Source organism: Desulfitispora alkaliphila, from assembly GCF_050433185.1.
Classification (GTDB): domain Bacteria; phylum Bacillota; class Desulfitisporia; order Desulfitisporales; family Desulfitisporaceae; genus Desulfitispora; species Desulfitispora alkaliphila.
The window spans coordinates 13,211-33,758 of sequence record NZ_JBNPXS010000032.1 but is presented as its reverse complement, the minus strand read 5'-3'; the positions used below and the strand labels follow the sequence as shown (position 1 = coordinate 33,758).

Below are 20,548 nucleotides of genomic sequence, written 5' to 3'. Positions count from 1 at the left end.
TATGTAAAATTATTGAATAAATAAAAATAAATGCAAGAATATTTCTTCTTAATTCTGGTTGTACTATGGTGATAAGTTTTTATGCAACACTAGTGTTGCTTCTTATATTATACAAGCTTTAGCGCTAACCCTTCAAAAATCATAGTGATAGTTACAAAGGACCAGAGTGATACAGCCAGCTTAAACCCAACCAGAAAGCTAACTGCTGCTCATATGGCTTTGGCTGACTACAAACGAACTAATATGAACTCAGGAATTGAACACCACTACATAACTTATACAGGAAGTGAAGAAGAAGGTTATAGAAAAGCCAGAGAATACTTGGAAACAAACCAAGCTAAAGCAGTAGCTTTAGTAGGGGATTTTAACACTACTGGAACTGAGCAAACGGTTAAATTAGCGGCAGAATATAGCCTTCCCCACCTATCCTTCTTTGCTACAAATGAAGAGTTATTTATTGATAACCCCTGGAGTTTCTCTTATAGAGAACGGCTAATTCACGAAACAGATATAATGATTAAGATTTTATCTAATCAATTAGCAGCTGATAAGATAGCAGTAGTTGTCTGCGATTTGATTAATATAGCCCAACGCTGGGAAGATTTGCAGTCCAACTTAGAGGAATTTGGGATAGATGTATATTTTTCTAATACTGTGTCCAGTAATGAAAATGATTTTACTCAGCAAATTGATTACTTGAATGAGCTTCAAGATGAGTATGATGCAATTGTTCTATTCCTCAGCTCAAGACAGGTAGAACATTTTTTACAACAGCTATACATATCAGGCCTTAATAAGCCTATAGCACTGACTGGAATTAGTCTTAGTCCGGAAAGCTTAAGGGAATTAGAAGGGATAGATTTGAACATGTATAGCTATGCACCTCAGTTGTATTTACAGCTTAGCCAAGGGGAAAATCATGCTCTTCAAGAATTTGCTAAGGAGTACAGGGTAGCTATTGGTTATCATCAAGTTGACACTATGGGGCCACGGATCTATGATGGACTAACCTTGCTTTATGATATGATCGAGCAGTCGGACAGGAAAGAAGAGATCAAATGGCGCCTAAATGAATATAACCAAGAGAGGATGGTTGGATGTACCTCCTTTGATATTGAAGGTAGACTACAATCAAGCACATATAGAATTGTCAATATTAGTAATGGCAGCTATATTGAGGTGACTAATGGTGAATAGTTTTACCAGCAAAGTACCAATAGACAATAGATTGAAACTTAGGTTTTTTTTCTTTCTTTGTCTCAGCAGGATTTATTAGTATTGTGATGTTATCTAGTCTTTTTTATGTTTATATAAACAATACAATGACTGAATCATATCAAGAGCAAGCTAAAAAGCTGATTAACAAATTTGAGACTAGGCTGTATTCATTTATTATTAGTGAACAGGAGATGTTGTCTAATTATCATAATGTCTTTGGAAATGAACATCCTGAAAAAATAATTAAGATTTTGGCTGAGAACCCTCGTTATATGGAATCTTTTATTCTAAACAAGGATGGGAGGGTTCAATATGCTAGTGATCCCATTAGGGTAGGCTATAACTATCAGGGAAGGGATATATACGAACTGGGCACTAGTGCAAGAGAGCCCATTTTTAACACGAGGTTTCATCCATTTGAGAATTCACTGTACATAGATTTAATTATTCCATTTTTCAGTTCGGACGATGAGTTGTTGTACATTGCAGTTCACAAACTTAATCCTGGTTGGTTTGAAAAAGAATTAGAAAAGGAGCATATTGATGTTGAAGGTGATGTCATCATGTTTGACCATACAGGTATTATTTTTTTGAAGATCCAGAGCAAATTAGAGGGAATAGAAGATAGAACAAAAAATAAGCCTGCTTCGCTTTTTGACTATGGATTTTCTTATGAGCGAATTAAGAATGTCGATCCTGGAATTAATAGCTTTATATGTGGGGATAACTTATAAGATAATGGATGGGGAATTGGGGCTGATAGCCAATCAGAGATCTCTTATAGAAATTAGCAACCAAATTAAATATATAAGCAGATTAATACTTTTAGTAGCCGCCCTAGGCATTATCTTATTTGCTGTTCTAGGGGTAATCCTAGCAAATCGCACTATGCAGCCCATAAATGAATTGTCCCAAAAGGTAAAAGAAACCATTGGAGGAAAACAGGTTGCAATAACAGTTAATGAAAGTTCCGAGCTAACACCAATAGTTGACGCCTTCAATTTGGCCTGGAAGGAAAATCTCGATGCCCAGAAAAAAATGCTTCAGGAAAAGCGTCTGGCGGAAATAGCCAAGCAAAAGGCTGAGGAGGCTAATAAAGCAAAAAGTAGTTTTTTAGCCAATATGAGTCATGAAATACGCACTCCAATGAATGGTATTATTGGACTTAGTTACTTGGCTGTAAAGAAATCTAGGGACAATGAAGTAACTAGTTATGTAACAAAAATTCAGGAGTCCGCCAAAAATCTACTAGTTATTATAAATGATATTTTAGACTATTCAAAAATAGAAGCAGACAGTTTAGAGTTAGAAATTAGAGTTATTTCTATTAAAGAAATAATTGATAATGTAGCAGAGTTATTCACTTATCAAGTAGAGCAAAAGGGATTAGCGTTGAATAAAATAATTTCTCCTCAAGTGCCAGAGTATATTATGGGAGATTCTTTAAGGCTTAACCAGGTGCTGATAAACTTATTAGGGAATGCAGTTAAGTTTACCGAGTCTGGACAAATAGAAATCATGGTGGACATACAAGAAGTAAGTGGGAAAAAGAAGAAAATTCTATTTACCATTAAAGATTCAGGCATTGGTATTGCCGAAGAAAAGCAAGGTGTACTTTTTGATGTGTTTACTCAAGCTGATGGCTCAATCACCAGAAAGCACGGAGGAACAGGCCTGGGACTAACTATAACTAAGCAGCTAGTAGAGCTCATGGGAGGGTCAATTTGGTTTGAGAGCCAGCTTGGAGTAGGATCTGTTTTTTACTTTACCCTGGATTTAAATGAAGCAGGCGCAGAAGTAGAAGTAGACAAAGCTATAGGGTCTGCAGATGTATTGCTAAATGATAGAGAGACCTATGACCTAACAGAGGAGCGAGAACGTCGGGATGAGCAAAGCCAGGAAAAGCTAGAAGAGTTAGTGAAAGAATTGGATATGTTGCTTGCGGATGATATCTTTATTGAGCAAGAATTAGTAGACCGATTAGAGGCTATGCTGCCTAAGGATCAGCAGTTAGCTGCTAAATATAAGGAATTTAAATTGACTATTGATCAGTTTGATTATGAAAAGGCTAGAGATATATTTGAGCACATAAAAATAGAAATCTAAGGCATGTGACTTGGAGGAATAGCGTTGAAGCTGAATATAGAATGGATTAAAGGGCAATGTGAGAACCAGGGAGTTTTTTCTCGGGGAATAAAGTATTTACAGCAAGGACTGGTTAGAAAGTTGACTTTTGACCATGAAGAGAAGTCATACAATGCATGGGTCTCAGGTACATATGAATACCATGTACAGGTGGTTTTTTATGGGCATAACAGCTGGGACTTTTTCTGCACCTGTCCTGTGTACGATCAGAGGCAGGAGGTTTGCAAGCATGTGGTGGCAGTGCTGTTAATGTTATATCGAGACCAGAAGCAGATAAGATTCAACAACACTGGTACTGTTAACCAGCAAGAAACAGAACAAATACAGCAACAGCGCCTCAGAGAAAAGATGACCAGTACCATTTCGGAAATGCTCGGCTTGGTGCATTATCCTTTGGAGCCGGGGGAGGCTAAAACAACTGGTTCCATGCTGAAAGTTGAGCCAACTCTAAAGGTAAGTTATCAGGAATGGGATAGGAGCTGGGAATACCTATTATCATTAAAAATTGGCTTGGATAGGCTTTATGTTGTCAAGAGCATAGACGATTTTCTTCGAGCGCGCTATGAGGAAGGAAGTCTCTATTTTGGAAAGAAGTTTACCTATTACGATAATGAACACTACTTTAGTGAGGTAGACCAAGAGCTGATTGACTTTTTGGAGGAACTAGATGAACTAGAGAGGTCTTTGCAAAGTGGGTTTGCCAGCTACCCCTACGAACGGAGGGTTAGCCTTATCAGTGGCAAGTATGCTAGAATACCTAGTTCCATGGTGGCCAATGTACTGACTATTTTTAAGAAGCGGGATTTTACGCTAGAGCTCAAGGGTGTTTCTTATCACATTGAAAAAATTCAGCAAAGCTTACCTTTGAGTATGGAGCTGCTCAAAGAGCGAGAGCTTTTGCAATTAAAAGTGAATTTGAAAGGTGATGTGATTTCCTTAGAACCTAACAGCCGTTTTTTATATTATAACAAGCAAGTTTTTCATATTAGCCAGGAGGAAAAACAGACCTTACTACCTATTTTTGTTGGATTGAAAGAAATGAATCCAATCCTGGTCCCGCCAGAATACCAGGAAAAATTTATATCTCAAATCTATCCACTATTACCCCAGGTGGGAGAACTTAAAGTAGCTCCAGTGGTGACGGATAACCTATTGCAAGAGCCACTAGTGATCAAGATGTATCTGGATGAGATGGGAAAAAAGCTGACTGCTAAAGTGGAATTTTGCTACGGAGGGCGGATAATTGACCCATTTGGAGCAGAAAACGGGGTGAAGTCAACAGAGAAAATACTGGTGCGGGACAGTCAACGGGAAAGTCAATTTATGAATCAGCTAGAGCGGGCTAACTTCAAAGTGGAGCAGAGTGGTCTGTACCTAGAGGAAGAAGGAAAAATCTATGTTTTTCTCACAGAAAAGATACCTGCGCTTCAAAAATTGGCTCAGATATTCTATAGCGATCGGCTAAAAAATTTAGGGGTGAGTCGGCCCAAGGTCAAGGGTCGCCTTGGATTGAGCAGTAGGGGGGACTTACTGGAGCTTGGTTTTGAATGGGAGGGGATTGATCAGAGAGAGTTGGCCGGACTGTTTAAAGCATTGCGGGAAAAACGCCGCTATTTTCGCCTTAAAGGTGGAGGATTTTTCTCCTTAGACCAGGAGCAGGATCTACAGGAATTAGCAGAACTGATGGATGAACTGTCCATAAAAGATAAGGACTTGCAAAAGAAGGTCATTCACCTGCCTAAATATCGGGCTTTCAATCTAGAGCAGGTCACCCAAGGCAGCTTGGCTTCTAGCTTCCAAAGGGAGGCAGCTTTCCAAGAGTTACTGGACAAGGTGAAAAATCCAGCTAAGGAGTCTATTTTTATCCCTGAGCCCATGGACAGTGTCATGAGGGAGTATCAAAAACAGGGATTTCGCTGGCTTAAAACTTTGGCAAATTGTGGCTTTGGAGGTGTTTTGGCAGACGATATGGGCTTAGGTAAAACCCTGCAAGCAATTGCCTTGATAGCTTCAGAACTACAGGATAAGGGAGGAGTAGCCTTGGTGGTGGCGCCTACTTCAGTAGTGTATAACTGGCAAGCGGAGCTGGCCAAATTTGCTCCCGAACTAAAAACCCAGTTGGTTACAGGGACCCCAGGGGAGCGGCAAGAATTACTGGCAACTTGGCCCCAACTGGAAGCCCAGGTGTTAATTACTTCTTACGCCACTTTGCGCCGGGATGAAAAGCTTTATCAGAACAAGACATTAAGTCTATTGATACTAGATGAAGCCCAGTACATTAAAAATGGCCAATCGCAGACAGCAATGGTAGCCAAATCTATTTCTGCTGGGCAAGTGTTCGCGCTTACTGGAACGCCAGTGGAGAATTCTTTGGCGGAGCTGTGGTCAATTTTTGATTGCGTGCTTCCCGGGTATCTCTACTCGTTAAAAGTATTTAATACTCGGTATGGTAAGCCTATTCAGCAAGATGGAGATCAGCAAGCAGCTGCCACATTAGCTCAACGGGTCAGTCCTTTTATTCTGCGTCGGCTGAAGAAGGATGTGCTCAAGGAATTACCAGAAAAAATTGAGGATAAGTTACTATCGTCTTTGACCATTGAGCAGCAAAAGGTCTATTTGGCCTATTGGAATCAGTTCCGGGGAGAGATGCTTCAAGAATTAGAAGAGCAGGGTTTTGAAAAATCCAAACTGAAAATCTTAGCTGGCATTATGCGTTTGCGGCAAATCTGTTGCCACCCCAGCCTGTTTTTAGATAATTATCATGGGGGCAGCGGCAAGTTAGAGCAATTGGAGCAGGTGGTGATGGATTCGGTGGAAAGTGGTCATAGGGTGCTCATATTCTCCCAGTTTACTGGAATGTTAGAGCTTATTGGCCAGATGCTTACAAAGGGAAAACTCAGCTATTATTATCTTGATGGAGCGACACCTGCTAGCAAGCGCTTAGAAATGGCCAACGCCTTTAATGCTGGAGAGAGAAAGTTATTTCTTGTTTCCCTCAAAGCTGGAGGAACTGGGCTCAATCTTATCGGTGCTGACAAGGTAATTCATTACGACCTATGGTGGAATCCGGCAGTAGAAGATCAAGCCTCGGATCGAGCTCATCGTTTGGGTCAAAAACAAGTGGTACATGTGACCAGGATGATATCCATGGGAACCATAGAAGAAAAGATTTTTGCTTTGCAGCAGCAGAAGCGGGAGTTAATCGACCAGGTAATCAAACCTGAGGAGAAGCTCCTCACATCTTTGAGTGAAGAGGAAATTCGCCAATTATTGGAGCTTTAAGTAAGGAGTATGTAACTATATATAAAAGGAGTGAGATGCCTGTGTTAAAAAAAATGAGAATAACGCTAAGGATGAAATTGATTACCAGTTTGCTGTTAGTTGGCATTATATCAGCACTGGCGGTAGGTTTACTTTCACTAAATCAATCACGCTCAGCAATTCAGGAAGAAGCATTTGCCAAGTTAACTATGTTTGCAGATTTCTCTGAACAGAATTTTGATAGTTTTTTGAGTTTCGTCGGGAGGATGTGCAGCAGCTAGCTGCCCGTAACGTCCTTCGAAATGGTCTAACAGCACTTGTAAATGATAATTTAAATTTTAATAATGAAGTTTGGGTTGGGAATATAAATAACTTTGCAAGCTTTGCTCAAAACAGTATCGAGAGCTATGATTATACTGCTGTTCACTTAACCTTAGCTAACGGGGATGTTATCTTTACTACAAATCCAGCCTATGAAGACTTAAACATTTCCCACCGAGGATACTTTCAAAATGCCATGAGCAATCAACTGGCTTGGTCAGAGTATGAGTACTCAGATATAATTAATACAAATTATATTGCTGTAGCACAGCCTGTTTATGCAGTAGGGTCTAATGAAATAATTGGTATTGTCAGTGTTGTAGTTGATGACATGACCATACAAAATATGCTTCACGAAAATGCCTATTTAATTGGAGAGACAGCAGATGTGTATTTAGTAGATGAAGAAGGACTACTACTTACCAATACACTCAGGGGCGAGCATACTAATAATGCAGCTTTAAATCAGTCTATAGATAGTGAAGCTACTAGAATGGCAGCTTCGTTAATTCAGTCTGGAAATATTGGTGCTTATGATTATGGTGAGTACAATGACTATGGTGGTGAACCGGTAATTGGCGAGGTTAGGGCTGTAGGGCTAGGTGAGGAGATAGTAGGTCTAGTAATTGAAATTGACCAAACAGAAGCATATGCAGCTGTAAGCAGAATTCAAGCTTTTATGCTTATAGTACTAGCGGTAGCCACTCCACTTATTGCAACAATAGGCTACACAATAGCTAACTCCATTGCTCGCCCGATTATTAAGATACAGGAAGTGCTGGGTAAGGTGGGGCAAAACGACCTGCGAGTTAAAGCAGATATCAAATCAAACGATGAAGTAGGGATGATGGCAACGGATCTAAATGTAACCATAGAAAACCTAAATAAGAGCCTTAACCAGGTCAAAATGGCTACAAATAATGTACAATATGGAACAGAAGAAATTGCTACAGGTAACCAGGATCTATCACAGCGTACAGAAGAACAGGCATCATCTCTTGAAGAGATTGCCTCAACCATTGAAGAAATTACTTCATCCATGGATATGTCATCAGCAAATGCAACAGAGGCAGACAATCTTTCACAACGTACATTAGAAACAGTCCAGCAGGGAGAAGAAGTTGTTGGTAACCTTAAGGAATCGATGATAGAAATTACTAATGGCAGCAAAGAGATCTCTGAGATTATATCTACAGTAAATGACATAGCCTTCCAGACTAACCTGTTGGCACTTAATGCTGCAGTTGAAGCTGCTCGTGCTGGAGAACAGGGACGTGGTTTTGCAGTAGTAGCAGCTGAAGTTCGTAATCTTGCAGGACGCTCTGCAGATGCAGCGAAAGAGATTGAAACATTAATTAAAGCAAGCATTGATCGTGTTGACCGTGGTAATCAAGAGATGGATGATACTCAAAAGGTCTTAAATGCTATTGTAGAAAACACGCGCAAAACTACAGATGTAGTTGGTGAAATTGCAGCATCGCTGCGCGAGCAAACAACATCAGCAGCAGATATACGCATAGCAATTGATGAGCTAAATCAGGCAACCCAACAAAATGCATCACTAGTAGAAGAAATTGCTAGTGCAAGTGAAAATATGAGCAGTGAGGCAATTGACCTTAACGAACTTGTAAGCAGGTTTAAGCTAAATCCAGATACAGAAAGCAGCACCCTATCAGCCAACCAGAAAGGCTCAACAAAACCATCCGCACCAAGGGGTTTTAATGACATATCTAACAGAAAAAAATCTAACCAAGTAGATAATGATATAGATGACATGGACAATTTTTCTGATGTTGATTTTGAGAAGTTTTAAGTTACTAAAACCCCCTAAGCCTTTAGGCTAGGGGGTTTATATTTACTTAAAGGGGAGCGTATGTCTTTTTTTTGACAAAATAAAAAACGCGTAACTATTAACTAGTATACACGCATTTTATTCGTTACCACGTTATATTACCGCACATTACTTTTTTTGCTTGAGTTGGTGCCGAAGATCGGAATCGAACCGATACGGGCCGCAAAGCCCGCTGGATTTTGAGTCCAGTGCGTCTGCCTATTCCGCCACTTCGGCATGTTTTTTGCTTGACACTTGTATATATTATCATAGGCCCCGTGAAAAATCAACTTATTTTTTAAGGTTTTTCAAAGTGTTTGTGTGCTATAATTAGGTTGTACTATTATGTGAGGTGATAATCTTGCAGCAGCGGAGTATTATTCATGTAGACATGGATGCATTCTATGCGGCTGTAGAGCAACGGGACAACCCTGTGCTAAAAGGCAAGCCAGTTATAGTGGGGGGGCACTCAGAACGGGGTGTTGTTTCCACATGTTCTTATGAAGCTAGAGAGTTTGGAGTTAGGTCTGCGATACCCATGTTTCGCGCAAAACTGCTTTGTCCAAATGCCGTTATTATACCGGTAAATATGGAAAAGTATAAAGCAGCTTCCAGGGAAATTTTTAAAATTTTTTACGAATACACGCCACTAGTAGAGCCACTGTCAATTGATGAAGCATTTTTGGACGTGACAGGTTGTGATAAGGTATTTGGCAGTGCCCAAGAAATAGGAAGACAGATAAAAGATAGAATAAAAACAGAAAATCAGTTGACCGCTTCAGTGGGGGTATCCTACAATAAGCACTTGGCAAAATTGGCTTCTGACATGGAAAAGCCCGATGGCTTTAAAGTTATCAGCGAAGAGGAAGCTGTTCAGTTATTAGAAGGATTGCCAATCCAGGAACTTTGGGGTGTGGGCAAGAAAACTGCACAAAACTTAAATAACAGGGCAATAAAAACAATTGGTCAACTGCGGAAGCTTGCTGTACAACAGCTGAGGCCGTACTTTGGAAAAAATGCAGAAGCTGTATACCTATTAGCTAGAGGAATTGACAATAGACCAGTGATTTCTGATGAAGAGGTTAAATCTATTGGAAATGAAACCACATTGGAAAAGGATGTATGGGATTCAAAAGCATTAAAACAGATTTTATTGCCACTGGCTGAAAAAGTTGCCCGGCGAGCTAGATTAAAGGAAATTAGAGGAAGAACAATAACTCTAAAATTGCGCTACCACGACTTTGCAACTATAACTAGAAGTGTTACTTTAGCTAAGGGGATAGATTCAGATTTGGAATTATATAGAATAGCTGAAGGTATATTTGAAAAAGAGTGGAATAACAAAGCTGTGAGGTTAATCGGGTTGACTTTGTCAAATCTTGAGTCAGGGCAGTGTGATGAACAATTATCACTCTTTAGTGAGAATGTGAGCAACAAGCAAGCTAAGATAGATAGTGCAGTAGACAAAATAAAAGATAGGTTTGGTGACAGGTCAGTGTTTCGAGGAACAATCGATTAATAGTTTGCGTCTAATATAAAGGTGTATTCCTTTGTCAAAGGGGGGCTGGAGAATGTTGTTGAGTGAAGAAGAGCTCATAGATAAGAGTCAGCATGGAGATGTTGATGCCTTTGAGGAGCTTATAGCAAGACATGAAAAGAGAATCTATAGCATTGCATATAGAATTATGGGAAATCATGAAGACGCTTCTGATTTAGCACAGGAGGCGCTAGTAAAGATATTTAAATCTATTAAAAAGTTTCGGGGGGAGGCTGCATTTAGCACATGGGTTTACCACATTGTTGCTAATGTATGTCGTGATCAAATGAGGAAAAAGCGAATTCCGACTACTTCCATAGATGAGCCAGTGCAATATGATGACAAGTCACTTGTACGTCAACTAGAAGGTAAGGGCTATTCACCTGAAGAGGTTGTGGAGCAAAAGGAGTTGCAGCAGTATATGCAAAGGGCAATAGATCAACTTCCCTATGACTATAAAATAGTATTGATAATGAGAGAGCTAATGGAGCTTAGTTATGAGGAAATTGCATATAAGTTAAATATAAATTTAGGTACAGTAAAATCTAGGCTCAGCAGGGGTAGAAGGATGTTGAGAGATAAATTACTAGCCGGTGGGGAACAACTTCCCATGAAATATCGTCAAATAAAGTAAAGGAGGGAAGAGGAATGAGTTGTGAAAAGACAAAAGAGCTCTTATCGCCATATATAGACGGCGTTTTAAGTGAGGATGAGCGTTTAGATATAGAAGACCACCTTGCTAGCTGTGTCAGCTGCCAAGAAGAATTAGAAGACTTACAAGCTATTATAAACATGACAAAAACATTGCCTCCGGTTGAACCTCCTTTAGAATTCAGGAGTCAGTTGAAAGAAAAACTGAATAGAGAAGCTGGTAAGGGAAGAACTGATAATAAGCACAAGTATATGCCAGTAGTAGGTTTGCTAGCTGTAGCTTGTTTAATGCTTTTTGTTGTAGCAACTACTTTGAATGTTAATCCTTTAACTATGGGGGGGATGGGGTCAGACAGCTATAATAGAACTGCTTATGAGAGTGCCCCAGAAGATGCTCCTAGGGCTAGTGGCCAAAGCCGGATGGGTACCTTTGATAATATGGCAGTAGAGCAAGAGCTAATTGAAGAGAGAGGACTAGTGAACGAAGCTGAAACTAGTAGTCAAAAGCAAACCCGGGAAGAGTCCATGGAGCGCAAGGTAATTAGGAGGGCGTACGTAGCTCTAGAGGCTACTTCATACGGTGAAGTTAATGCCAAAATAGAGGAAATGGCAATGGCACTAAATGGATACATTCAGGATGTAAATAGGCGTGTGGATAATCAAGGCATAACAAGAGGAAACTTGGTATTGCGCGTGCCTCAGGCCAATTTTGATAAAGCTATTTCTATGTTAGAAGAAATGGGCAAGATAAATTCAATCAATATATCAGATGACGACGTGTCAGTACAGTATTACGATACGGAAGCAAGACTTAAGGTTCTGTATACACAGGAGGAAAGACTGATCGAATTAGTACAAGGTGCCCAGAATATTGAAGAGTTAATCCAAGTAGAGACAGAATTGGGTCGCATTAGAGGTGAAATCGAATCACTAGAGAGCAGAATAAGGTACTTGTCTCAACAGGTAAATATGTCTACTATAAATGTGGAAATTGTAGAGCCTACCACTGCCACAGCAAGGATTACTGCACCGGATTGGAGTAATATTGTTGAGGATGCGGTTGCGGCTTTCATAATGAGTATAAATAAACTTATAAATTATGTGAGTAGAGCAATTATAGCAGTAATAGGGTTGTTGCCATTAGCTATAGTGAGTATATTGGTATTGTACGGAGCTTGGCGGTATTACAAAAAGAGACGGATTAGTAAGTAAAAGATAATTCGGTGTAGCAGGAAAGTAGATCCTGCTCACCGAATTTTATTATGTTAGCACATTTTTATATAGGTAAAGATTAATACTAGATATAGATGGAAAAGAAGGTGAGCGAAGATATGAAAAAAATGATTGTAATTGATGGCAACAGTTTAATTCACAGGGCTTTCCATGCGTTGCCACTGATGAATAATTCAGCAGGTGTATTTACTAATGCAGCATTTGGGTTTACTAGGATTCTGCTTAAGATCATAAAAGATGAAAAGCCCGATTATATGGCAGTGGCCTTTGACAAAGGGAAGGTTACTTTTAGACATGACACATATAGTGATTACAAGGGTACGAGAAAGGCGACTCCTGATGAATTGCGCCCTCAATTTGACATTGTACGTGAACTTGTCAAAGCATTTAGCATACCTGCATATGAACTGGAAAACTATGAAGCCGATGACCTCATAGGGACTTTAGTGAGAAAAGCAGAGGCTGAGGGTATAGCGAGTACTATAGTTACAGGAGATCGAGATGCATTACAGCTTGTTTCAGATGCCACAAAAGTAATGCTGACTAAAAAGGGGATAACTGAGACGGAGATCTATGATTTAAAAAAAGTAGAAGAAAAATACAACTTAACTCCTGATCAGTTAATAGAATTAAAGGGCTTAATGGGCGATAGCTCAGATAATATCCCCGGTGTTCCCGGAGTAGGGGAAAAGACAGGGCTAAAGCTTTTACATCAATATGGCTCCATTAGTGAAGTTTACCATAATATTGACCAACTTAAAGGGAAGCTGAAGGAAAGGTTAGAGCAAAACAGAGATAAAGCTGACATAAGTAGGGAGCTGGCCACCATTAATTGCCAAGCACCTATTGATATCGAGAATGTTGAATTTAGCAAGGAAAACTGGAATATAGAAGCGCTCTTGGATTTGTTTAATAAGTACGAGTTTAAGACTCTCATATCGGAGTTACCTGTAGCTGATGTGGAAAAATTAACTGAAGAAAAGCTAGATTTGAGTGGAAATATAGTGCGGGTGGAATCTGAAAACATCAATGAGCTCATTAAAGCCTGTAATGATGCGGATAAAGTGGCCTTATTAATAGTTGCAGATGGCAACATAGCTTGTTATGCAGAGGATACAGTATATATTGTCACAGATCTTGAAAATCCTGAGCTCGAGCAAGCAGTTAAAGATATATGTGAAGATGCGACTATCCCCAAGGTGGTTCACTATTACAAGGGCACCTTTGTAGCTCTTAAGAAAAGGGAGATTGGCTTAAAAGGGGTAGTTGGGGATACTATGATTGGTGCACACCTATTGAATCCCACCCAAGACTATGAGGATTTTTCAGGGGTTGTAAGTGATCAATTAGAGCAGAATTGGCAAATGCCTGAAGATGAACAGAAGGGAATAACTGAACAGGTTCAATTGATAGCCACAGCAGCTGAAGTGATTCACCAAAAACTAGAGGACTTAAATCTTTTTAGTTTATATATTGATGTAGAGTTACCTTTGGCAGCCATTTTAGGTGAGATGGAGTTGACTGGGGTCAAAGTAGATAAACGGGAATTAGAAAAAATGGGAGAAGAATTAAAAGGCAATATAGAGAGGCTAGAACAAGAAATATGGGATTTGACAGGGGAGAAATTTAATATAAATTCGCCTAAGCAATTAGGTGTTATACTGTTTGAAAATCTGAAGCTGCCAGTGATTAAGAAAACTAAGACTGGTTATTCAACTAATGCTGAAGTTTTAGAGGCCCTGAAAAATGAACACCCAATTGTTCTTAAAATCATAGATTATAGGCAATTAGTTAAACTAAAGTCTACTTATGTGGAAGGTTTAAAGAAACTTATCAGTAAAGATACTGGGAGAATACATACTACTTTTAATCAAACTATAACTGCTACGGGTAGATTAAGTAGTACTGAACCCAACCTACAAAACATCCCAATTAGATTAGAGCAGGGGCGAAAGATAAGAAAGGCGTTCATTACTTCAAAAGAGGATAAAGTGCTCTTAGCAGCTGACTACTCTCAGATAGAATTGAGGATTTTAGCTCACATATCTGAGGATGAAAAACTGATAACTGCCTTTAATGAAAATAAGGATATTCACGCAAAAACAGCAGCAGAGGTATTTGGGGTAGAAGAAGATGAAGTAACTGATGAAATGCGACGAAGTGCCAAAGCCGTAAACTTTGGTATTGTCTATGGTATAAGCGACTATGGACTTTCTCGGGACTTGGGAATTCCAAGAAAGAAGTCGAAAGAATATATAACTCAGTATTTAGCCAATTATCCTGGAGTAAAGCGATACTTAGAAGATATAGTTCACATAGCAAGGGAGCAAGGTTATGTGACTACCCTCTTGAATAGGCGTAGGTACCTTCCAGACTTGCGTAGCTCAAACAGAAATGTGCGTAATTTTGGAGAGCGTACAGCTTTGAATACACCTATTCAAGGAACAGCTGCTGATATTATCAAGCTAGCCATGATTAAAGTTCCTAGCGCCTTAAAGGAGAAGAAGGTAAATGCAGTTATGGTACTACAAGTGCATGACGAATTAATATTTGAAGTGGATAAAGAACAGCTAGAAGTTGCAGCAGAGACTGTGAAAGAGTGTATGTCTTCAGCTATGGAGCTTAAAGTTCCGCTTAAGGTAGACGTAAAATGGGGCTATAACTGGTACGAAATGCACAACTTAAACGAGAAATAGTAGAGGTGAGCTAATGCCAGAGTTGCCAGAAGTTGAAACTGTACGCAAAAGCTTAGAGCAAGTTGTAGTAGGGAAGAGAATTGAAAGTGCAGATATATTTCTAGATAAGATTGTAAAATGTGATAATAGTGAGTTTATATCTCATATATCGGATAAAAAGATAATCAATATAGATCGCCGAGGAAAGTACTTATTGATTAACCTTGAAGACAACCTGACAATTGTAATTCACCTTCGAATGACGGGAAGATTAACTGCAGTTCCCGCATCGGTGGATAGGGAGAAGTATACACACTTAGTGCTTTACCTGGATGATGGCTCTGAACTGCGCTTTGCAGATATGAGACAATTTGGAACAGTTAATCTGATTAATACAGGTAATTATGAAACTATTCATGGGTTATGGACACTGGGGCCAGAACCCCTAGCAGATGAATTTACACTCGAGATATTTAAAGAAAGAATGAAACGGCGTAAAACCAAGGTAAAACAGGTACTGTTAAATCAACAAGTAGTGGCAGGCATAGGGAATATCTATGCCGATGAGATTTTATTTGAAGCGGGTATAAATCCAGAGCGGTCCGTGGACCAATTAAGTCATAGTGAATTAACTAAGCTACACGAAAGCATTAAAAATGTGATTGCCAAGGGTGTTAAATATCGAGGTACATCTATTAAAGACTATGTGGATGGCTTTGGCGTAAAAGGAGAATTTCAGAACTATTTATGTGTATATGGTCAAGGCGGGCAACCCTGCCCCAAATGTGGCAGGGAAATCAGTAAAATAAAGGTTGGCGGTAGAAGTACTCATTATTGTTCAAAGTGTCAAAAGTAGAAAAGCACCATTTTCCCCCTAAATACATATAGTGGAGTGATATCACTTACCACTTAAAGGATTGGGGGGACAGTGTTGGAGATAATAGCTATACTATTGTTTGCTTTTGCTGTGAGTCTTGATGGTTTTGGTGCTGGGGTAGCCTATGGATTAAGAGAGATCAAAATTCCACTTAAGTCACTGCTTATTATCAGTCTAGCGTCTACTTTTGCCATAAGTTTATCCATGTTTTCCGGTCAATTTATTGCCAGTTTGTTTTCAGTAACTTGGGCGGAACGATTAGGGTCTGTAATATTAATTTCAATGGGATTTTGGATTATCATGCAAGCCTTAGCAGTTAACAAGAGTAGCGATGACAAGAAAGTTATTAAGATAAACATAAAAATGCTAGGCATAGTTATCCAAGTAATGCGCGAACCAGCTAAAGCAGACTTTGATTCATCAGGGGTAATCAGCTCAAGAGAAGCGTGCGTTTTAGGTTTTGCCTTGGCTATGGATGCACTAGGTGCTGGGTTTGGAGCAGCTATGACTGGTTTCACCCCATATCTAACACCAATTATTGTAGGAATTTTTAAGTTTGTACTTTTAACAGCTGGCTTGTGGCTAGGAGGTAAGTCCAGCGGCAATTGGCTAGGAGCAAAAGCTGGAGTGTTGCCAGGAGTAGTGTTAATTTTGCTAGGCATTATGTAAAGGAGTGAGTATCATAATAATAGGGTTAACAGGAGGCGTAGCAAGCGGAAAAAGCACTGTTTCAGAATTATTAAAGCAATTAGGGGCAAAAATAATTGATGCTGATAAAGTTGCCAGGGAAGTAGTTCTCCCTGGCACTTTAGCATATGAAAAAATTGTACAAGAGTTTGGTGAAAGCGTTCTATCTGAAACAGGCCAGATTGATAGAAAGAAGTTAGGTAACATCATATTTTCGGATGAGAGTAAACGGGACAAACTTAATAAAATTACTCACCCTGAAATTGAAAAGGAAATAGTGAAGAGGATAGAGTTTTATAGAAATAGTGGAGCAGATATTATAGTGGTTGATGCACCACTGCTAATAGAAGCAGGGATGTTGCATTTAGTAGAAGAGCTTTGGGTAGTATATGTGGACAGGGATATTCAAATGGAACGTTTAATTAAACGAGATCAAATTTCTAAGGAAAAAGCAAAAGCGATTGTTGCATCCCAGATGGATATTGAAGAAAAGAAAGCACATGGCGATGTGGTAATAGATAACAGCAATAAATTAGAGCATACAAAATTACAGGTAGAAAGACTATGGACTGAACTGTTGCATAGGATTTAATGTAACGTTAAAATACAGGGGTGGAGCACTATTGAAAGCTAAAAGTTACTTTTTGATTGGTTTTTTCATCTTATTATTTGCGCTTTCTATTACAAAAGCAAATATAGTGGTTTCTTATTTTTATCCTTACCACTATAGTGAGTTGGTGGACGAATGGTCGCATCAACACGAAATTGATCCTATGCTGACTTTAGCTGTTATAAGAGCTGAAAGTAAATTTAATAAAGAAGCTAGATCTCCAAAAGGTGCATTAGGTCTTATGCAAATAATGCCCGATACTGGAAACTGGATAGATGAACAATTGGCGGTTAATGGTGTAGAGTTAAAGCAAAGTGATTTGTTGGATCCAGAGCTCAATATAAAGCTTGGAACATGGTATCTGGCCAGGCTAAAACAGCAATTTGGGAACAATTTCAATGTAACCTTAGCAGCGTATAATGCTGGACCAGGAAATGTAACTAGGTGGATTACTGAGGGGATATGGGACGGAACCCTTACAAATTTAGATGATATTCCCTTTGGAGAAACTAGAAATTATTTAATTAGAGTAAATAGAAACTTTTATGTTTATGAAAATCTTTATGAAGAAGACTTAAAGGGTATAGATAGGTACAAAAAAAACGTGGAGCTGCTTAAATATTTACTTGCAAAAGCAGGTTTTTAGTGAAAAAGCATAGAATATACATGTAATATCTTTAAATAGATAAGATTCAAGCAAGGAGTGTAGCTAATGAATGCCATAAGAAGTATGAAGCAATTGAAAGAATACAGCGTAAAAGGTGATAGGCCTTTTTACTCTGCAAATCACGAAGAGATTATTAACGGAGCTACAACTGATACATACTTTGTGAAAACAGATGAAATATTAAATAAGATTAACTTGCAAAACGTGGAGGTAACCGCCGAGATATTTGCGAGAAGGCCAGGTGTCTTTGCTGGGGTTGGAGAAGTTATTAACTTATTAAAAGATAAAGATCTTGACTGCTGGGTGCTAGAAGAGGGAAGTAAGTTTGATGCTAAGGAGCCATTAGTGCGAATTAAAGGTAAGTATACTGATTTTGGGATCTATGAAACTGCCATGTTAGGAATGTTGGCCAGCTCAACTGGATGGGCCACTGCCGCAGCAGAAGTGAGAGCAGTCTGTGAAGACAAGCCTTTTTTTAGTTTTGGGGCAAGACATGTACACCCTGCCGTTGCGCCGGTTATGGAGAGAGCTGCAATTATTGGTGGAGCCAATGGTGCAAGCTGTATTTTAGGAGCTAAATTGGCAGGTCAAGAGCCAGTGGGCACAGTTCCCCATGCTGTATTTTTAATTGTGGGTGATACTGTAAAAGTGGCAGAGGCTTATGATTACTATATGCCAGAAGGAGAAAGAAGACTGGTATTAGTAGATACCTTTAAGGATGAAGCTGAGGAAGCTTTGCGAGTAGCCAAAAGCTTAGGAGATAAGCTAGATGGAATTAGGTTGGATACACCTAGTGAAAGGGGAGGTGTAACCCCTGGTCTAGTCAAAGAAGTAAGAGCAAGATTGGATTTGGAAGGGCATAAAGATGTGAAAATATTTGTATCAGGTGGGCTGAACCTGGAGCGGATTCAGCTACTCAAGGAAGCTGGAGCAGATGCCTTTGGGGTGGGAAGCTACATTTCGGGGGCCAGTGCTATAGACATGACAATGGATATTAAGGAAGTAGAAGGAAAGTTAGTTGCCAAGAGGGGGCGAATCCCTGGCATCACTAATAGTGCTAGATTAAATAAAGTTATCTAAAGACAACTATATAGTTGTCTTTTTTTTACGAATATGTTGGAGTTATCTTCCATATAGTTTAATAGTATGGTTCCAAAAAAAGTTGTGCTATACTATATACATGTTAAAAGAAGGGGAGCGTTTAGCATGAAAAAGAGTAACCTAATGCATTTAATATGTATTATCGGACTTATAGGTATTTTGTTAAGTGGCTGCTTTGGACAAAGTGAACAAGAGGGGGAACAGACTAGACCCATGGAACGAGAGGGTGGAGTCTTCCGCTACCACCTTCAGAGCAACCCCGTTACTTTAGATCCAGCAAAGTATAGTCAGCAAGACGCCTCTGGACGGCAGGTTATACATCAGATATATGATGGGCTAGTAGCGTATCATCCAGAGACTCTAGAGGTAGTACCGGCAATAGCAGAAAAATGGAATATTAATGAAGATAGAACAGTGTACAACTTCACCCTAAAGGAAGGGGTAAAGCTACACAATGATAAAGAGGTAACGGCAGAAATTGTTAAAGCTTCTTGGGAGAGACTTTTATCAAGCAGCGGTGACAATATGAATAGTTATTTATTGGAGAATATAGTTGGTGCAGATGAGAAAAAAGCAGGTCGCATTGACTATGTTACTGGAATTAGGGTTATTTCCGATTATCAACTAGAAGTAGAATTAAAGAGTCCTAATAGTGCTTTTTTAAAAGCATTGGGACATCCTGCTACTTTCCCTATGGATATAGAAAATGAAGGAGATATTCCGGTAGGAGCTGGGCCATTTAGGTTAGTTGAGTGGCAGGATAATAAACAGATTGTTTTAGAGAAATACCCTGACTATTATGGGCAAGAACCTTATCTTGATAGAGTGGAAATGCCAATTATAAATGACTTGGAAGAGGCATTAGTAGAACTAGAAGCTGGAAGGCTGCATTACTTGCAGGAAGTGCCATTGGGTAGAGTTGATGAAGTCCGAAAGCACTATCAACTAAGGGAATTAATTATTGAGACGGACTTTTTAGCCACATATTACCTGGGGATAAACTTAAACAAAGAACCTTTTGACCAACCAGGACTGCGACAAGTCTTGAATTACGCAATAGATAGAGAATTAATTATTGAACACCTTAAAGAAGGAGTTGCCAGTCCCTTAGGGAGAGTGTTACCTCCAGGGCTAACTAGATATGCCAGGGACTTGAGGAATGAGTATGAATACAAGCCTGATGAGGCCAAGCGAATGTTAGATGAGCTAGGCTATCCAGCAGGTTTTGGACTTCCGGAAATATCAATTTCTTTCAATGATACTGGCGGGCATGGGGTTATAGCCCAAGCTGTACAGCAGCAATTAGCTCAAATTGGAATAACATCTGTGTTAGATCCAATGGAGTGGGAAGACTTAGTTGATGGAGCGAAGGGGAGAGAATTAGATGTCTTTAGAATGGGTTGGCTAGCTGATTACCCTGATCCAGATAACTTTTTGTATAGTAACTTTCACTCTTCAATGGCAGGATCGGGAAATTTCACCGGTTATAGCAATGAAGAGGTTGATAATCTATTGGATATGGCAAGAACAGAATTAAACCAAGATAAAAGAGCAGACCTCTATAATAAAGCTGAACAAAAAATAGTAGCAGAAGCTCCAATGATTTGGTTATTTAGCTATCGAAGTCTTTCCATGCGAGGAGATTATGTGCATGGATTAGAAGTTACACCTATGGGAACAATACCTCTTGAGAACGTATGGATTTCATTTGACGATCCAGATGATGACTAGTAG

Annotated in this window: 16 protein-coding genes and 1 tRNA gene; 16 read left to right on the top strand and 1 reads right to left on the bottom strand. The window is 39.4% G+C overall.

What is annotated here, in order from left to right:
- Positions 1 to 144: 144 nt before the first annotated feature.
- The 6 genes from GGQ84_RS11480 (at position 145) to GGQ84_RS11455 (ending at position 8,758) form a co-directional block, all read left to right on the top strand.
- A complete protein-coding gene (locus GGQ84_RS11480) occupies positions 145 to 1,197 on the top strand; it encodes an ABC transporter substrate-binding protein (protein WP_429162768.1) in 1,053 nt (350 codons plus the stop codon).
- A 125-nt stretch (positions 1,198 to 1,322) separates the two neighbouring features.
- Positions 1,323 to 1,952, top strand: coding sequence for a hypothetical protein (locus tag GGQ84_RS11475; RefSeq protein WP_429162766.1), 630 nt, complete (start codon positions 1,323 to 1,325; stop codon positions 1,950 to 1,952).
- Positions 1,879 to 3,324 (top strand): ATP-binding protein, encoded by a 1,446-nt coding sequence (locus tag GGQ84_RS11470; protein ID WP_429162764.1) that lies wholly within the window; start codon positions 1,879 to 1,881, stop codon positions 3,322 to 3,324. The genes GGQ84_RS11475 and GGQ84_RS11470 overlap by 74 nt, the downstream gene beginning before the upstream one ends.
- A gap of 24 nt (positions 3,325 to 3,348) precedes the next feature.
- Positions 3,349 to 6,645 carry a DEAD/DEAH box helicase gene (locus tag GGQ84_RS11465; protein ID WP_429162763.1) on the top strand — a complete coding sequence of 1,099 codons (3,297 nt, stop codon included), beginning with the start codon at positions 3,349 to 3,351 and terminating at the stop codon, positions 6,643 to 6,645.
- 41 nt (positions 6,646 to 6,686) lie between these two features.
- A complete protein-coding gene (locus GGQ84_RS11460) occupies positions 6,687 to 6,905 on the top strand; it encodes a hypothetical protein (protein WP_429162761.1) in 219 nt (72 codons plus the stop codon).
- Entirely contained in the window at positions 6,893 to 8,758 is a 1,866-nt protein-coding gene (locus tag GGQ84_RS11455) for a methyl-accepting chemotaxis protein (RefSeq protein ID WP_429162760.1), read from the top strand. The genes GGQ84_RS11460 and GGQ84_RS11455 overlap by 13 nt, the downstream gene beginning before the upstream one ends.
- A 166-nt stretch (positions 8,759 to 8,924) precedes the next feature.
- Here GGQ84_RS11455 and GGQ84_RS11450 read toward each other — a convergent pair.
- Positions 8,925 to 9,013, bottom strand: a tRNA-Leu gene (locus tag GGQ84_RS11450).
- 124 nt (positions 9,014 to 9,137) lie between these two features.
- On the opposite strand from GGQ84_RS11450, the gene GGQ84_RS11445 reads away from it, so the two are divergent.
- From GGQ84_RS11445 to GGQ84_RS11400, 10 genes are all read left to right on the top strand, one after another.
- Complete coding sequence (locus GGQ84_RS11445) at positions 9,138 to 10,295, top strand: DNA polymerase IV (RefSeq protein ID WP_429162758.1); 1,158 nt, start codon at positions 9,138 to 9,140, stop codon at positions 10,293 to 10,295.
- Between the two features lie 52 nt (positions 10,296 to 10,347).
- Positions 10,348 to 10,947 carry an RNA polymerase sigma factor gene (locus tag GGQ84_RS11440; protein ID WP_429162757.1) on the top strand — a complete coding sequence of 200 codons (600 nt, stop codon included), beginning with the start codon at positions 10,348 to 10,350 and terminating at the stop codon, positions 10,945 to 10,947.
- Positions 10,948 to 10,961: 14 nt separating this feature from the next.
- The gene (locus tag GGQ84_RS11435; RefSeq protein ID WP_429162755.1) at positions 10,962 to 12,176 is read left to right on the top strand and encodes a DUF4349 domain-containing protein; all 1,215 of its coding nucleotides are present in this window, start codon (positions 10,962 to 10,964) and stop codon (positions 12,174 to 12,176) included.
- A gap of 95 nt (positions 12,177 to 12,271) precedes the next feature.
- A complete protein-coding gene (polA, locus tag GGQ84_RS11430) occupies positions 12,272 to 14,893 on the top strand; it encodes a DNA polymerase I (RefSeq protein WP_429162753.1) in 2,622 nt (873 codons plus the stop codon).
- Positions 14,894 to 14,906: 13 nt separating this feature from the next.
- The gene (gene mutM, locus GGQ84_RS11425) at positions 14,907 to 15,728 is read left to right on the top strand and encodes a DNA-formamidopyrimidine glycosylase (protein ID WP_429162751.1); all 822 of its coding nucleotides are present in this window, start codon (positions 14,907 to 14,909) and stop codon (positions 15,726 to 15,728) included.
- A 75-nt stretch (positions 15,729 to 15,803) separates the two neighbouring features.
- The gene (ytaF, locus tag GGQ84_RS11420; protein ID WP_429162749.1) at positions 15,804 to 16,418 is read left to right on the top strand and encodes a sporulation membrane protein YtaF; all 615 of its coding nucleotides are present in this window, start codon (positions 15,804 to 15,806) and stop codon (positions 16,416 to 16,418) included.
- Between the two features lie 13 nt (positions 16,419 to 16,431).
- A complete protein-coding gene (gene coaE / locus GGQ84_RS11415; protein WP_429162772.1) occupies positions 16,432 to 17,028 on the top strand; it encodes a dephospho-CoA kinase in 597 nt (198 codons plus the stop codon).
- A 31-nt stretch (positions 17,029 to 17,059) separates the two neighbouring features.
- Complete coding sequence (locus GGQ84_RS11410) at positions 17,060 to 17,692, top strand: lytic transglycosylase domain-containing protein (protein WP_429162747.1); 633 nt, start codon at positions 17,060 to 17,062, stop codon at positions 17,690 to 17,692.
- Between the two features lie 66 nt (positions 17,693 to 17,758).
- Positions 17,759 to 18,793, top strand: a complete 1,035-nt coding sequence (locus tag GGQ84_RS11405; protein WP_429162745.1) for a nicotinate phosphoribosyltransferase — start codon at positions 17,759 to 17,761, stop codon at positions 18,791 to 18,793.
- A gap of 126 nt (positions 18,794 to 18,919) precedes the next feature.
- A complete protein-coding gene (locus GGQ84_RS11400; protein ID WP_429162743.1) occupies positions 18,920 to 20,545 on the top strand; it encodes an ABC transporter substrate-binding protein in 1,626 nt (541 codons plus the stop codon).
- Positions 20,546 to 20,548 lie beyond the last annotated feature (3 nt).